This is a genomic window from uncultured Paracoccus sp. (assembly GCF_945915435.1).
Lineage (GTDB): Bacteria > Pseudomonadota > Alphaproteobacteria > Rhodobacterales > Rhodobacteraceae > Paracoccus.
In genome coordinates, this window is the sequence record NZ_CAMEFG010000023.1 from 1 (window position 1) to 14,536 (window position 14,536).

Here is a 14,536-nt window from a genome sequence, read left to right on the forward strand (position 1 = left end):
GGTTCAGCATCTGGACCTCGTGCTCGGCCGCGAATGCAGCCTGCCCGGTCAGGCCCGCGAAACCCAGGGCAAGACCCGTGGCGAGGGCGAAAATTCTGCGGTTCATCTTGATCTCCTGTAGGGAAAGCGAAAGTGAAGGGGGCCGGTCAATCCAGACCGCCCACCCCCTCGGGCGCTTCGGACGTATCGTCGGGGGTGACATCCAGAACCGAGGCGTGCCGGGTTATTTCCACGTTGTCCTTGCAGTTTTCCATGCATGGCTCCTGCGAGAACAGCGGATATTCGGTTTCGGGCCGATCATCCTCGATGAAGCCGTCGGCGTTGGGCATCTGCACTTCGGTGAAATTTTCCTTTGACAGGACGAAATCGTCATCGACGATCATGTTCGAATAAAGGATATAGGCCGTGAGCGCATAGGTTTCGTCCGGCGTCAGGGTCTGCGCCTGACCGTAAGGCATCGAGCGATGCACGTAATCCCAGACCGTTGAAAGATAGGGCCAATAGCTGCCTACCGTTTTTTCCGGGCGGTCGTGGTCCAGCGTTCCCTCGCCCCCGGCAAGGCTGGGCCAGTTGTCGATGCCTTCGGCGAAATCGCCGTGGCATGCGGCGCAATAGTCGATGAAAAGCTCTTCGCCCATTGCGACGTCGCCCGATCCGTCGGGCAGGCCCCGGCCATCGGGCAGGACCTTCACGTCCCAGGCCGCGATTTCCTCGGGCAGGGCTTCGCGGCCAAGGCCGAAGGGGCCTGCCCCGCTATCCGCGTCTTGCGCCCATGCCCCACCGCCGGCCAGCAGGACCGCCGCCGCACGAAGCGACAAATCAAGCGGAAACTTCGACATTCTCACCGCTCCCGTCCTCTTTGATCCACCAGGTCTGGATGCCGTTGTTGTGATAGATGGAATTCATTCCCCGGATTTCGCGCAAGGCATCCTTGGTCGGCTGCACATATCCGGTTTCATCGACGGCGCGGGATTGCAGCAGCATTTCCGACCCGTCCCAATGGGTGTCCAGATAAAAGCGCGTCATGGCCATCGGCACGCCCGGTGCCGCCAGCCGCGCGGTTTCCCAGGTCTTGCCGCCGTCCTTCGAGACATCGACCCGCGTGATCGCGCCGCGGCCCGACCATGCGAGGCCGGTAATCACCAGCGGTCCCGGCCCGTGCGTGATCGGCACCTGCGGGCTAGGCGCGGTGACGACGGATTTCGCATCCATCACCCAGGTCCATTTGCGTGACGTGCCATCGGCCAGGGTGTCGGTGTATTTCGACGTCTCCTCGCGGCTTTCCACGGCCATGTCGGTCACTTCGATCCGGCGCAGCCACTTGACCCACAGGTTGCCCTCCCATCCCGGCACGACCAGCCGGACAGGATAGCCATGTTCCTTGCGCAGCGCCTCGCCATTGGCCTTGAAGGCCACCAGAACGTCGTCCATCGCCTTTTCCAGCGGGATCGAGCGGCCATTCGACGAGGCATCCGCACCTTCGACATAGATCCATTTGCCTTCGGGCTTGACGCCGGCTTCCTCCAGCAGCACCCGCATCGACACACCGACATATTCCATGTTGTGGATCATGCCGTGGGTGAACTGCGACCCGTTCAGTTGCGCCCCGCCCCATTCCATACCGCTGTTGGCCGCGCATTCGCAGAAATAGACGGCCTGCTTGCGGGGAAAGCGCTCCAGATCCTCGTAGGTGAAGACCAGCGGGCGCTCGACCAGCCCGTTCACCATCAGCCGGTAATCCGGCTTGGCCAGTTCGATGGCGCCCGAATGGTGGCGCTCGAAGGCGCAACCGGCGGGGGTAAGGGTGCCGTCCAGCCGATGGATCGGCGTGAAGTTGATCGAACTGATGGTGTCGGCGGTCAACCATTCGACATTGCGCCGGATCACGTCGGATTCGAAATGGATCGGCAACCCGTAGGGTGTGGCATCCACGCCCTCGCCCATGAAGCTGGCCCAGTCCTGCACTTCGGTGATCAGGGGATCGGGACCGCCCTGTGCCCTTGCCTGCGCAGCCAGGGCTGGAAGCGCGACGCTGGCCGCAAGTCCCGCACGCATGAAACCGCGGCGGCTGGTTGTTCCGGTCTTTCCGGTCATGTGGGACCTCCCGCTCAGATACCCTTGATGGTGATGGGGGACGCGGCATCGCGCGTCGTCAGCGTGCCGGTGCCGCGAATATGGTTTTCGACGACGTCCCAGATCTGCGGCCCCTCGGTGCCCTCGTTCACCGAGGCCCAGCCGGCGACGACATAGCTGCGCGACGGCTCGATCGGGGCATCGTCCTTCAGCAGGCGCATATCGCTGATCCGGTCGCCCATCGCGGCGTTCGGGTCGATCGTGTAGGCCAGACCGCCGACACGGACCATGTCGCCGCCCTGCTGATAGTAGGGATCGGCGTTGAAGATATTGTCGGCCACGTCTTCCATCACCGTCTTCAGCATCTCGCCCGTCATCTCGTTGCGATAGACCTGGCCATAGGTCATCGAGGTGACGGAATGAATGTCCTCGCGCGTGATGTCGCCCGGCAGGACCGAGGCCCCCCAGCGCACCCCTGGCGACATGGCGATTTCCGCGTCCCGTTCGGACAGGATGGCGTCGCAGATCACATCGTCCCAGGTGCCGTTGAAGTTGCCGCGCCGATACAGAAGCTGGTCGGTCTGGCCGACGACCTCTTCCAGATCGGCCTGATAGGGCGCGCGGATTTCGTCGATCAGCCCGGCCATTTCCGCGTCGGGCGTAATGACATCCGAAAAGATCGGGATCAGTTTATGGCGGAAACCCATCATCCGGCCGTCGCGGATATCCAGATCGACACGGCTGACGAATTTCCCGTGGCTGCCCGAGGCGACGATGATCGTATCGCCCACCAGCACAGGTTCGGGCACCGCATCATGGGTATGGCCCGACAGGATGACGTCGATGCCCTTCACCCGCCCGGCCATCTTGTGATCGACGTCGAAGCCGTTATGCGACAGGCAAACCACCAGATCGACATTCTTGCCGCGCAACTCGTCCACCACCTGCTGCATCCGTTGCTCGCGGATGCCAAAGCTGTATTCGGGGAACATCCAGCTTGGGTTGGCGATGGGCAGATAGGGGAAGGCCTGCCCGATCACGCCGACGGACAGCCCGCCGGTCTCGAAGATCTGATATGGCTCGAAGGCCGGTTCGTCCCATTCGGAATCGTAGATATTGGCGCCCAGGAAGGGAAACCGGCACATCTCGATCAGTTCCTGCACGCGCTCGGTGCCGAAGGTGAATTCCCAGTGGCTGGTCATCGCGTCCACACCCAGCAGGTTCTGCACGCGGACCATATCCTCGCCCTGCGTTTGCAGGCTGGTATAGCTGCCGTGCCAGGTATCCCCGCCGTCCAGCAGCAGCGCGTCCGGGCGCGCGGCGCGGATCGCCTTGACCACGGTGGCGATGCGGTCGAAGCCGCCCATCCGGCCATAGCTCTGCGCCAGCGAGGCGAAATCGGGCCAGGTCAGCGCATAGGCCTCGGGGCTGCCGGGCGCGATGCCGAACATCTGCTGGAACGCCTCGCCCACGACATGCGGCACCCGCCCGGCGGCCTCGCCGATGCCGATATTGGTGTCGGGTTCGCGAAACCAGATCGGTTTCAGATGGGCATGGGCATCGGTGATATGGATCAACGTGAGATTGCCGAAATCATCGAATTGCAGCAATTGATCCTGCGCCAAGGACTGCTGCGCCATGACACGGGACCAGTTCGAGGTCCCCAATCCCGACAGGATGGCCGAAGTCGCAAGACCGGCCTGAAGAAATTCGCGTCGCGAAATCATGCGGCTACCTTCTTTGTATTGACAGGACGGGACCGCCCTGCCCCGTTAATGGCGGACGGCAGGCGTTTCGACCGGCAACCCCATGCCGCGAGAGGCGACATACAGCTCCAATTCGCGGAACTCCTGGCTGCCGGGGGCAAAGGTCTCGCCCCGCGTATCCCGGACACAGCCGACGAAACGCTGATGCATGGAGACCGCGCCCTGATCCTTCAGGCGATACAGCGGAAAGCCGTTGACCTGCCCCTGGCTCAGGTGGTCCGAGCGGATATAGTTGCCGAAGTTGTCCTCGTGGCAATTCGCGCAGGACATCTCCAACTGGCCGAAGCGGGTGTAATACATCTCCTTGCCCTTCTCCCAGAAGGGCGCGGCCTCGCCGTCGATCTGGACCTCGACGGGCATGCCGCGGGATTGCAGGCCGATGGCGGCGGTCATGTTCTTCATTTCCTGGCTGTTCCAGCCCCACGGCTCGGCTTCCATGCGGGTTTCGCGGCAGTCGTTGACGTAGTTCTCAAGCGACCACAACTCGCCATCCGCATTGACCCTGGGCATCGCGGCGCGGACGCCCTTCATGCTGTCCTCGATACTGTTGTGACAGTCGGCACAGGATTGGTTCGCGGCCCCTTCGGGCGTGTCCCAGGCGGCAAGTCCCGCATCCACGAACAGAAACATCGGGTTGTCGAAATCGTCCTTTTGCATGGCGCGCGTCTCGGTGTCGCGAAAGCGCCAGCCGGAATAAATCGTCTCGCCCAGAACGCCGCCGAGGTGTTCCGGGGCAGGAGTATCGGTCATCAGTTCCAGTTCCTCGTTGATGACCAGTTCGTCATCCATCACCGGATCCGCCGAGGCCGTGACAGCGGCCAATGTCATGGCTGCAACTGCGGCGACAGTCGTGGCGGCTCCAAGGCTGCGATACGGCTTCATAACATGCTCCTCCCGTCGGGATGGGGCGCGGGCCGGGTTCCGCGCCAACTGTTCGTGGCGCTCAGGCAACCTCGATGGATTGCACATCCTCGTAGACCGAGCCGTCGTCGTCATACCAGGTGAACTTGAAGTCGCCGCTTTCGGGCAGCTTGACCGAGAATTCGATGTAGGGATTCGTGCTGATCGCAGGCTCGAGCGTCGCATCCAGCACCGAGGTGCCGTTGAACTCGGCGGTGAAGCGGTTGATGATCGAGCGCGGAATGGTGTTTCCGTCGCGATCCTTGCGCTGACCCGATTCCATTGGATGCGAAATCAGGGTCTTGATCACCACGACCTCGTCCACCGATGCGGACTTGGGGACACGAACGCGGGGTTTTACGTTATCTGCCATTGGTTTCCTCCCGTTTTGCGGTCTCAGCCGCCGCAGCCGCCGATGGTGACCTTGATATTGGCCGATGTGCGAACGAAATTGCCGTCGGCCAGCTTGGCGATGGCAACGACATCCTGCGTCTCGGCCAGGCGAATGCGCGTCGATGCGGACTGGCTGCCCGACAGTTCCCCGAAGCTGAACCGGGCGACGCCGGGCGTCGGGTTGCCCATTGCCAGAAGCAGGATTTCCGACGCGCCGGGGGCATCGACCGAAATCGGAACGGTGTTGCCGTTCTCGGCGATCTCGGGCGCGGTCAGCTTGACGCCGTCGCCATCCGCGACCTCCGCGCCGCCGGTGAACTCATTGATGAATTCCTCGGCGGAAAGCCCTTCTTCCGCCGTATCCTGAGCGAGAAGGACCGAGGGCATCATCGCCAGAGCGGTCACTCCCGCACCCACGGCCAATGCTGCCCGCCTTGTAAGCAATGTCATTGTTTCCTCCATATATCGGTTCTTCATCCGCGCCGCCCGCTGACCGCGGATCATTCCTTGAGCGTCACCAGATAGGCGACGACATCCTCGACCTGCTGGGCCGTCAGGATCGGCTGGATATCCTCGGGCGCGTCCGGGGCGTTTCCGGTAAACTCGACGCCAGGCCGGATGAACGGGCCGACCTTGTACATTCCCGGCATGAAACTGTCGGGAAACAACTGCTTGGCGTCGACGACGATGCCGCGCAGTTCGGCTTCGGTCCAGCGGTCGCCCGCCCCCTGCAACTCGGGCGCGATGGTGCCGTGGAAAGGCACATCCTCCATCGCTTCGACCGAATGGCAGGCGACGCAATTTCCCAGGGCATTCGTCGCCATGACGGCCCTGCCCTCTTCGGGATCGCCCGGCGTATCGGTCAGCGGCTGCTCGATCGAGCCGTATTCGCCCCAGACGATATCCCCCGGAGCCACATCCGCAGATGCGCCCGCCGCCCACAGAACGGCGATCATGCCGATTACGGATGCACGGAACATGAAGCATCCCTCCCTGATTCTGCTTGTTCGCTGACGCCTTGCGTCCTCCCTCATGCAGTGCATGCTTGCATGCTGGCGGCACGATGGCAATATATATTATGATGATTGAATATTCAAATGTGCGACAATCTGTCGATTGCCTTTGTCCCTGCCGAGAAGGAAAATAGAGCATATGGTGCCTGCACAAGCAGGCGAAATCATTTGGAAACCGTCGGCCGGCAAGGCAAACGATGTCACAGAGGAAGAAATGATGACGAACTCAGAAGGGGTTGTCCAAAACTCTCTGTTTGATCTGATCTTTGGCTGGCGCGAGGGTGAACAAGCAGCGCCCATTCCAAAACCGGCGGACGCGGACATGTCCCTGGAAGCGGCGGCGAATATCTTCAAGGCACTGGGGCACGAGGGTCGGCTGCTGATCCTGTGCCATCTGTCATCCGGCGAAAAAAGCGTCAACGAGCTTGAAAACATGCTCGACGCGCGGCAGTCTGCGGTCAGTCAGCAACTCGCCAGATTGCGCATGCAAGGGCTGGTCACCAACCGGCGCGAGGGGCAGACAATCTACTACTCGATCAAGGATCAGCGAATCATGGAACTGCTGCGCGCGTTCGGGACCATCTTCTACGCCCCATCTCCGACACAGGAATGACGTTTTTCCCAGGCATTCCGGCCATCTCGCCGGACGCTCAGGCAGGACTGGTCGGGCTGGCTGTCGGTCTGTTGATCGGTGGGGCCGCAAGACTTGCTGATTTCTGCACGCTTTCGGCGATCGAGACGGCGGTTCTCGGGCGCGATTACCGGCGGATTCACATCTGGGGCATCGCATTGGGGTCCGCGATAATCGGAACGCATATGGCGGATGCCGCAGGGCTGATGAACATCTCAAGCAGCGTTTATCACGCCATCGCCTGGAACCCTTTTGCCAGCATCATCGGCGGGCTGATTTTCGGCTATGGAATGGCGCTGGCCGGAAATTGCGGCTTCGGCGCCCTGATCCGGGCGGGCGGCGGGGACATCCGCTCGATCGTGATCGTCGTCGTTCTGGGCATCTCGGCCTATTTCACCCTGGCCGGTCCGTTCGGCCCCTTGCGAAACCGCCTGTTCCCGCAAGAGGTGCAGGATGGTTCCCACGGCATCGCCATCGGCCTGTCCTCGCTGCTGGGTGTATCGCCGCTGGGGATCGCGGCGCTGATCGGAACGGCGCTGATCGCGCTGGGCCTGCGCCATCCACAGGTCAGGCGCTCTTCGGTGACGATCATCGGCGCGGTGGTCGTCGGCCTGTCCGTCGTGCTGGCATTTGTCGGGACATCCTTTGTCGCCAATGAAAGCCTGGACGCCGTGCTGGTCGAGGGCCCTTCCTATACGACGCCCATCGGCCGCACGATCCTGTATCTGATGACATCGACCGGAACGATGCCGTCCTTTTCCGTCGGGCTGGTGGGCGGCACGCTTGCAGGCGCGTTTCTGGCGACGAAATGGCGGCGGACCTTCCACTGGGAAGCCTGCGACGACCCGCGCGAACTGGGCCGCCAACTGGGCGGAGCGGTCCTGATGGGGGTCGGCGGCGTCATCGCGCTGGGATGCACCATCGGCCTTGGCCTGACGGCCACCGCGACGCTGGCATGGGCCGGGCCGGTGACACTGGGCGCGATCGCCATCGGCACCTATGTCGGGCTGGTGCATCTGGTGGCCGGCAGCGACGACTGAAAGGCCGGCCTGAACAAAGGATGCAGGCCGGTTTCTCGCGTGACCTATTCGGCGGCGGTATCGACCAGCCGCGTCAGCAATTCGTTCACAGGCGCCATCGACTCGCCGGGATAAAGCCGATGGCCAAGCGTCACCTCGCCGGGCGTGTCGGCTGCCTCATAGACAAAGATGCCGTAGGGGCAGAATTGCAGGTTGGCCAGGTCCGCCTCCATCGCCGCGCGCGACAGCGTGGCCGAGCAGAACGAAAACACATCGGCATGCAGGAAGAGATCCGCCGCGCCCCCGACATCTTCCTTCGTCCGGTTCAGCATGTTGCCGACATGGCTGCGCAGGTCGATCACCAGGCCTTCGTTGATGATCGCCTGTTCGACCGCAAAGGCAACGTCGTCGAACGATCCCTCGACCACCGTCGAATAGGAACCGTTGTCCGATTCGGCCTGCGCCGGAACCGGGGCATATACGATCAGGGCCGCCAGCAACGGCAAGGCAAACAGCTTTTTCATCTCATCCTCCCAAGTTGAGAAATTCCAGTTCATGGCTGACCCTGCGCACCGTCCCCGGATGCAGGCGCGGCTTTCGGGGGCGCATCGCCCGGCGTCCAGCCGGTGCGGGTCAGCATTCCGTTCAGCAGGACCCAGAAGAATTCATCCCCCGCATATCCTTCGATGCGGCCGGTTTCGGTTCCGCCCTCCAGCAGGACGAAAGTGGGCGTAAAGACGGGATGGCGGGCGGTCAGCGTCACGTCCTCGGGCAGCGGCGCCCGAATGTCGATGCGGCGCAGCGGGGCCGAAGCGCCTTCGCTGGTGCGCGGATAGGCCGGGCCGATTTCCTCGTGCCAGCGCAGGCAATAGGCGCAACCGTCCTGTTCGAACATCAGCAATTCCAGCTCACCGGCCCAGAGGCTGCCCGCCGTCAGGGCGGCAGTCAGGAAGGCGGCGGCCCGTGTCACCGGCTGAAACATGGATAGCGGCCCGCTGGTCGCGCGGCGTAGTGCAGGCATGTCCGCCTTCCCCCTGACGCAATTCCGTTCCCCGACAGCCTGCGTCGTGGCAAAGATAAATGCAAGTATTGCATTACACGAATATAATATGCCAGCATCCACCCAGACGCATCTGGGAGGGCTGCGGAGTGCCTGACATCTCATACGGGGGCGCGATCATCGCCGGACTGCTGTCCTTCCTGTCGCCCTGCATCCTGCCGATGGTGCCGTTCTATCTGTGCTACCTTGCGGGTGTCTCGATGGCCGAACTGCGCAGCGACGGCACGGTGCAGGCGGGGGCGCAGCGGCGGCTCGTAATGGGTGCCGTGGCCTTCGCCCTGGGGGTAACGACGATCTTCGTCATGTTGGGCCTGGGCGCAACGGCACTGGGTTCGGCCTTTTCGCGCTGGCGGACGGAATTTTCCTGGGTCGCCGCCGGTATCCTGTTGATGTTCGGCCTGCACTTCCTGGGTGTCCTGCGTATTCCCTTCCTGAACCGTCAGGCCCGGATCGAGGCGGGCGGCGACCCCGCCTCGACCGCCGGGGCCTATCTGATGGGGCTGGCCTTCGGTTTCGGCTGGACCCCCTGCGTCGGCCCCGCCCTGGCTGCGATCCTCTTCGTCGCCTCGGGGCAGGACGAGCTGTGGCGCGGCGGCACGCTTTTGCTGGTTTACGGGCTTGCCATGACCCTGCCCTTCGTCCTCGCGGCGCTGTTCGCCCGCCCTTTCCTTGATTGGGTCGGACGTCATCGCCGCAAGCTGGCCGCTGTCGAGCGGGTGATGGGCGTCATGCTGATCCTGTTTGCCGTGCTGATCGCCACCGACAGCGTCAACCGCATTGCCGCCGTCATGATCGACAACCTCGACTGGAGCGCGACCCTGAAATGACCCGATTCCTGAAAACCGCGGCGCTGGTTCTTGCGCTGGCCGTCCCCCCTGCCATCGCGGGCGAGGTTCCGATGGGCGACGACGGGCTGCACAAGCCCGACTGGCTGAAGGACAGCTTCAAGGACCTGCCCGAAGACCACGCCGAGGCAGCGGCCGCCGGGCGCCACCTGCTGCTGATGGTCGAGCAGCGCGGCTGCATCTATTGCGCCCGGCTGCATGACGAGATCCTGACCGATCCGCAGGTCGAGCAGCTTGTCCGCGACCGTTTCGACGTCGTCCAGATCGACCTGTTCGGCGGTATCGAGATCATCGACATGGATGGCGAGGAACTGACCGAAAAGCGCGCCGCCGGGAAATGGGGGGTGACGGTCACGCCCGTTCTGCTGTTCCTGCCGCAGGATCCACCGGCGGGCGCCGACGCGGCAAGGGCTGCGATGGGCGTCCTGCCCGGCGTGCCCGACAAGGACCAGATGGTGCGTCTGCTGGAATGGGCCAGCGCAGGCGGGCCGGAAACCGGGCAGAGCCTGCGCGAGATCATGGGGAATTGATCGAGCGGACCGCCCTGCCTGCGCCACCGCTTTGGCAAACAACTGTTGCCGGATTTCACCGATGCTGAATATTACAAAATTCGAATATAAAGAAATACTCACGTCCGGTTCCGGCCCGGCTGCCGATCGCGTGACCGCGATCCGGCACGACTCACCCCCAGCAGAGAGGATCCGCAATGCTTGTATCCCGCCGCTTCATCCTGACAGGTTCGTCCCTGCTGCTGTCCGCAGCAGCCCTGCCGCTGACCACGAGGCGCGGCTGGGCGATCACCACGCTGACCGCAGGCGACATGCAGATCGACAGCGTTTCCGACGGTCATCTTGAATTCACGCCGGATTTCGCCTTCGGTGCCATCCCGGCGGATGAGCGGGACGAGTTGCTGGCACGGCTGGACCTGCCGTCGCAAGGCGTGGTGGAAAGCCCGCTCAACCTGACGCTGCTGCGGCAGGGGGATCGGATGATCCTGTTCGACGTCGGCTCGGGGCCCGATTTCATGCCCACCGCCGGCAAGCTGGTCGAGGCGCTGGAGGCCCTGGGGATCACACCCGACGATGTGACCGATGTGATCTTCACTCACGGCCACCCCGATCACCTCTGGGGGTTGCTGGACGATTTCGACGAACCGCTCTTTCCCGGCGCCGCCTTGCATATGGGGCGCGAGGAATTCGACTATTGGACCGACCCCGCCACGGTCGAGACGATCAGAGAGGACCAGCAATCCTTTGCCGCCGGTGCCATGCGCCGCCTGACGCCGGTTGCCGATTCGATCCGGACCTTCGAGGGTGGCGACGAGGTCCTGCCCGGCATCACCGCCGTCGCCACCCCCGGCCATACGCCGGGACATATGTCCTTCGCGGTCGGAACGCCCGGTCAGGGAATTTTCGTCATCGGGGATTTCGTCACCACGACCATCGGCTTCGCCCGCCCCGACCTTGGCACAAGCACGGACCACGACCCCGAGCAGGCGGCCACGACCCGCGCGGACATGCTGCACCGCCTTGCCGACGAGGGCTGGACGATCCTCGGCTATCACCTGCCCAACGGCGGCATCGGTCGGGTTCAGGCGGATGGCGAGGCGTTCCGCTTTCATCAGGAGGGTTGAAGATGACCATGAAACCGGGCGGTATTGCGCTCTTTTTCCCTGTCTGCATGGCCGCTTCCGGCGTGCTGGCGGACGATATCGCGGATAAATATCCCGAATCGGTTCTCTACGACAAACCCGTCGAGGTCGCGCCGGGCATCTACAGCGCCATCGGCGCCACACAGCCGCCGACCTATGAAAACGCAGGCCACAACAACAACCTGTCCTTCATCGTCACCAGCGACGGGGTGGCGGTCATCAATGGCGGCGCGTCGTGGAAGCTGGCCGAGGCCCTGCACGACGAAATCCGGCAGGTGACGGACCAACCCGTCAAGCTGGTGATCAATGAAAACGGCCAGGGCCATGCCATGCTGGGCAACAGCTACTGGGCCGCGCAGGACGTGCCCATCCTGGCACATGAGGACGCGGCGCGCGCGTTTCTCGACACCGAAGGCCCCGCCGGGCTGGAGGCGCTGAAATCCTACGCCCGCGAGAATGCCGAAGGCACCACCATCGTCGAGCCGACCGAAACCTTCACCGACCGCGAGGACATCCAGATGGGCGATACGCGGATCGAGGTCCTGTATCTGGGTCCGGCGCATTCGCCCGGCGATACGCAAGTCTGGCTACCCGCCCAGAAGGTGCTGATCGCGGGCGACATCGCCTTTTCCGAACGGATGCCGCCCATCTTTCAGGACACCTGCACCTCGTGCTGGATCGAGACTTTCGAGACCGGGCTTGAGCCTCTGGGCGCCGAAATCATCGTGCCCGGCCACGGCGCACCCACCGATCTGGAAACCGTCCGGCAGGGCACGGTCGACTACCTGAAAGACCTGCGCGAGAAGATCGCCGAACATCTCGACGAAGGCGGCGACCTGGCAGGCGCCTATTACGTCGATCAATCGCGTTGGGAATACATGGACACCTTCGAGGAACTGGCGACAAGGAATGCCGGGGTCGTGTTCTCGGAAATGGAGTTCGAGTAGGGTTTGGCCATCGCAAGGCAGGAATGATCGGTTACGCGGTGCATTTCCCGGACCTGGCCGCGATCGTCCCGAACCCGGTCCCCGATCATGCCTGCCGCCCCGCCCTCATATATTCGCGACCGTCGGTCCGAGGACCGGCGTTGAACCCGGCGCATCGCCCGTCTTTCACCCCATTGTTTCCCTTGCGCGCTGGACCAGCCCGCGCAATTCGTCGAGGCTGAATTCGCCGAATGCGCCCTCGTCTCCGGCGATGAAGGTGGGGGTGCCGACAAGGCCCATGTGATCGGCCAGCATGTGGCTCATGGTGATATGGCGCTCGACCGGCTCGGCCTCCATGTCGCGTTCCAGCCGGGCGGTGTCGATCCCGGCATCACGGGCGGCGCGCATCGTGGTCGCTTCGGTCACGCGGCCCCGCGTGCGGAACATCGCGGTATGCATTTGCCAGTATCGGCCCTGCTGCAACGAGGCCAGCGAGGCGCGGGTGGCGAATTCGGAATCCGCGCCAAAGACCGGCCATTCGCGGAACACCACCCGCAGGTTCGGATCCGAGGTGATCAGCCGGTGCATCGGCTCGACCATCTTGCGGCAGAAGGGGCAGTTGTAATCGAAGAACTCGGTCAGGGTGATGTCGCCCTGCGGGTTGCCCAGAACCGGCGCCGTCGGGTCGCGCTCCAGCGATGTGCGCAGTTCCTCGGGCATCGGGTTGGGGCGTTCCTGCGCAAGGGCGGTTCCGCCCAGGACCGGCAGGGCCATCAGGCTGGCACCCGCAAGGACAAGGTTTCGACGGTGCATGTTTTCTCCTTGGTGTTTCGCCCCGGCAGGGGCTGCTTGGGAAGTGACGGCGGGGGCTTCCGGCTTCACGCCGCCCGCCGCGCCTCGGCGATGGCGCTGCGCAGGCGGGTCTCGTCCAGCGCGCCGGGATGGATGCGGGCGCCGATGATGAAGGCGGGCGTGCCCTGCAAACCCAGTTCGGCGGCCTGCGCCGAGTTGCGCCCCAGAAGCCCGTCCCATTTGCCGCGTTCGGCGCGATAGGCGGCCAGCGCGGCGGCGGTGTCGATGCCGCCGCCCCGCAGGACCTGCCGGACCTGATCCTCGGTCAGCCGCGCCTGGGTCGCCATCAGCGCCTCATGGGCCTGTTCGTAAGCCCCCAATGATGCCGCGCCGAAAACCAACTGGCTGGCAAGAACCGAGGACCCGCCGAAGATCGGCCAATCCTTCATCACCAGCCTGATATCGCCGTCCTCCTCGACCACGTCGGTCAGCATCGAATGGCCCATCTTGCAGTAGGGGCATTGGTAATCGAAATATTCGACGATGGTCAGCGCGCCCTCGGGATTGCCCAGAACCGGGTTGTCGGGGTCGTGCAGCACGTCCTTGATGGTCATTTCCGCCGTCTCGGTTCCGCCGCCCCTGGTCCACAGCACCGCCCCGCCTGCGATGCCCGCAAGCCCGGCCCCGGCGGTAAGGGCAAGAATCTCGCGCCGGGTGATGGTCATGTCGTTCCTCCTGTCTGGCTGGCGGGTATCATGGCTGGTTGCGGCAGCGGCTGGCCGGGCGGCACGGTGCCCTTGCCCGATTCCGCCTCGCTCAGCACGATCACCCTGGTCATGCTGCCGGTCTGTTCGGCCAGATGAATGATGTCCTGATTGAACAGCCGAATGCAGCCCGCCGTGTCCGAGCGCCCGATCGAGGCCGGGTCCATCGTGCCGTGGATGCGATAGAAGGTATCGCCCCCGCTGTTGTGCAGATAAAGCGCGCGGGCGCCCATCGGGTTGTCGGGACCGCCTTCCAGCCCGGCCTCGACCGGGCCGTAAAGCTCGGGCTGGGTCGCGACCATGTTGTCGGTGGGCTTCCAGCTTGGCCAGTCGCGCTGATAGGGGATATGCGCCTCGCCGGTAAAGCCGTAGCCCGCCGCACCCACCGCCACCGTATAGCGCATGGCCTTGTTGCCGCGCTGCACCTGATAAAGGTAGCGCGCATGGGGATCGACGATGATCGTGCCGGGTTTCTCATCCGTCCAGTAATCCACCACCCGCCGCGCCTTGTCCCCGGTCAGAAGGTTGGGATCGACGGCAGGGATATGGTGGCCGTTGTCGTCCATCGCGCCATAGATCGCGGCGACCTCGGGGCTGACGGCGGGCGGGGGCGGATCGGCGGGGGCCGCCGGTTCGGTCGAGGCGCAGGCCGCCAGCGTCAGCAGCGCCGCACCCGCCAATGTGGTTCGTATCGGGTTCATCT

The 14,536-nt window shown here is 63.7% G+C and carries 17 protein-coding genes and 1 pseudogene; 6 read left to right on the top strand and 12 right to left on the bottom strand.

The genetic code is table 11. The annotated features are described in order from the left end of the window. Positions 1 to 179: 179 nt before the first annotated feature. The 7 genes and pseudogenes from Q0O97_RS09340 to soxX all read right to left on the bottom strand — a co-directional run. Positions 180 to 839, bottom strand: a pseudogene (locus tag Q0O97_RS09340) (cytochrome c); the annotation flags it as partial. Continuing rightward, positions 820 to 2,094 (bottom strand): sulfite dehydrogenase, encoded by a 1,275-nt coding sequence (gene soxC, locus Q0O97_RS09345; protein WP_294927858.1) that lies wholly within the window; start codon positions 2,092 to 2,094, stop codon positions 820 to 822. The gene soxC and the pseudogene Q0O97_RS09340, both read right to left, overlap by 20 nt. A gap of 14 nt (positions 2,095 to 2,108) precedes the next feature. Beyond that, on the bottom strand, positions 2,109 to 3,800 hold the full coding sequence (gene soxB, locus Q0O97_RS09350; protein ID WP_294927861.1) for a thiosulfohydrolase SoxB: 1,692 nt from the start codon (positions 3,798 to 3,800) through the stop codon (positions 2,109 to 2,111). A 45-nt stretch (positions 3,801 to 3,845) separates the two neighbouring features. Next, a complete protein-coding gene (soxA, locus tag Q0O97_RS09355) occupies positions 3,846 to 4,667 on the bottom strand; it encodes a sulfur oxidation c-type cytochrome SoxA (RefSeq protein ID WP_294927864.1) in 822 nt (273 codons plus the stop codon). 115 nt (positions 4,668 to 4,782) lie between these two features. Further along, positions 4,783 to 5,112, bottom strand: coding sequence for a thiosulfate oxidation carrier complex protein SoxZ (gene soxZ, locus Q0O97_RS09360; protein ID WP_294927867.1), 330 nt, complete (start codon positions 5,110 to 5,112; stop codon positions 4,783 to 4,785). A 23-nt stretch (positions 5,113 to 5,135) separates the two neighbouring features. After that, positions 5,136 to 5,582 carry a thiosulfate oxidation carrier protein SoxY gene (gene soxY, locus Q0O97_RS09365; RefSeq protein ID WP_294927870.1) on the bottom strand — a complete coding sequence of 149 codons (447 nt, stop codon included), beginning with the start codon at positions 5,580 to 5,582 and terminating at the stop codon, positions 5,136 to 5,138. 50 nt (positions 5,583 to 5,632) lie between these two features. Next, complete coding sequence (gene soxX / locus Q0O97_RS09370; protein WP_294927873.1) at positions 5,633 to 6,112, bottom strand: sulfur oxidation c-type cytochrome SoxX; 480 nt, start codon at positions 6,110 to 6,112, stop codon at positions 5,633 to 5,635. Between the two features lie 355 nt (positions 6,113 to 6,467). Here soxX and Q0O97_RS09375 point away from each other — a divergent pair, with 355 nt between their 5' ends. Then, positions 6,468 to 6,758 (top strand): metalloregulator ArsR/SmtB family transcription factor, encoded by a 291-nt coding sequence (locus Q0O97_RS09375; protein WP_294927999.1) that lies wholly within the window; start codon positions 6,468 to 6,470, stop codon positions 6,756 to 6,758. After that, the gene (locus Q0O97_RS09380; protein ID WP_294927876.1) at positions 6,755 to 7,816 is read left to right on the top strand and encodes a YeeE/YedE family protein; all 1,062 of its coding nucleotides are present in this window, start codon (positions 6,755 to 6,757) and stop codon (positions 7,814 to 7,816) included. The genes Q0O97_RS09375 and Q0O97_RS09380 overlap by 4 nt, the downstream gene beginning before the upstream one ends. Positions 7,817 to 7,860: 44 nt before the next feature. On the opposite strand, the gene Q0O97_RS09385 is transcribed toward Q0O97_RS09380, so the two are convergent. Continuing rightward, positions 7,861 to 8,352 (bottom strand): DUF302 domain-containing protein, encoded by a 492-nt coding sequence (locus tag Q0O97_RS09385; protein WP_294927880.1) that lies wholly within the window; start codon positions 8,350 to 8,352, stop codon positions 7,861 to 7,863. After that, positions 8,349 to 8,816, bottom strand: coding sequence for a thioredoxin family protein (locus tag Q0O97_RS09390; protein WP_294927883.1), 468 nt, complete (start codon positions 8,814 to 8,816; stop codon positions 8,349 to 8,351). The genes Q0O97_RS09385 and Q0O97_RS09390 overlap by 4 nt, the downstream gene beginning before the upstream one ends. Before the next feature lie 128 nt (positions 8,817 to 8,944). Between Q0O97_RS09390 and Q0O97_RS09395 the strand changes: the two genes are divergently transcribed. From Q0O97_RS09395 to Q0O97_RS09410, 4 genes are all read left to right on the top strand, one after another. Then, positions 8,945 to 9,682 carry a cytochrome c biogenesis CcdA family protein gene (locus Q0O97_RS09395; RefSeq protein ID WP_294927885.1) on the top strand — a complete coding sequence of 246 codons (738 nt, stop codon included), beginning with the start codon at positions 8,945 to 8,947 and terminating at the stop codon, positions 9,680 to 9,682. Continuing rightward, positions 9,679 to 10,230, top strand: a complete 552-nt coding sequence (locus Q0O97_RS09400) for a thioredoxin family protein (RefSeq protein WP_294927889.1) — start codon at positions 9,679 to 9,681, stop codon at positions 10,228 to 10,230. Before Q0O97_RS09395 ends, Q0O97_RS09400 begins: the two co-directional genes overlap by 4 nt. A 176-nt stretch (positions 10,231 to 10,406) precedes the next feature. Then, positions 10,407 to 11,333: an MBL fold metallo-hydrolase gene (locus tag Q0O97_RS09405; protein WP_294927892.1), complete on the top strand. Its 927-nt coding sequence runs from the start codon at positions 10,407 to 10,409 to the stop codon at positions 11,331 to 11,333. A gap of 47 nt (positions 11,334 to 11,380) precedes the next feature. Beyond that, on the top strand, positions 11,381 to 12,298 hold the full coding sequence (locus Q0O97_RS09410; protein ID WP_294928002.1) for an MBL fold metallo-hydrolase: 918 nt from the start codon (positions 11,381 to 11,383) through the stop codon (positions 12,296 to 12,298). 165 nt (positions 12,299 to 12,463) lie between these two features. Here the strand turns inward: Q0O97_RS09410 and Q0O97_RS09415 are convergent, their stop codons facing one another. From Q0O97_RS09415 to Q0O97_RS09425, 3 genes are all read right to left on the bottom strand, one after another. Beyond that, on the bottom strand, positions 12,464 to 13,090 hold the full coding sequence (locus tag Q0O97_RS09415) for a DsbA family protein (protein WP_294927895.1): 627 nt from the start codon (positions 13,088 to 13,090) through the stop codon (positions 12,464 to 12,466). A 65-nt stretch (positions 13,091 to 13,155) separates the two neighbouring features. Next, a complete protein-coding gene (locus tag Q0O97_RS09420) occupies positions 13,156 to 13,794 on the bottom strand; it encodes a DsbA family protein (protein WP_294927898.1) in 639 nt (212 codons plus the stop codon). Beyond that, positions 13,791 to 14,534, bottom strand: coding sequence for a L,D-transpeptidase (locus Q0O97_RS09425; RefSeq protein ID WP_294927901.1), 744 nt, complete (start codon positions 14,532 to 14,534; stop codon positions 13,791 to 13,793). The genes Q0O97_RS09420 and Q0O97_RS09425 overlap by 4 nt, the downstream gene beginning before the upstream one ends. Positions 14,535 to 14,536: the final 2 nt, after the last annotated feature.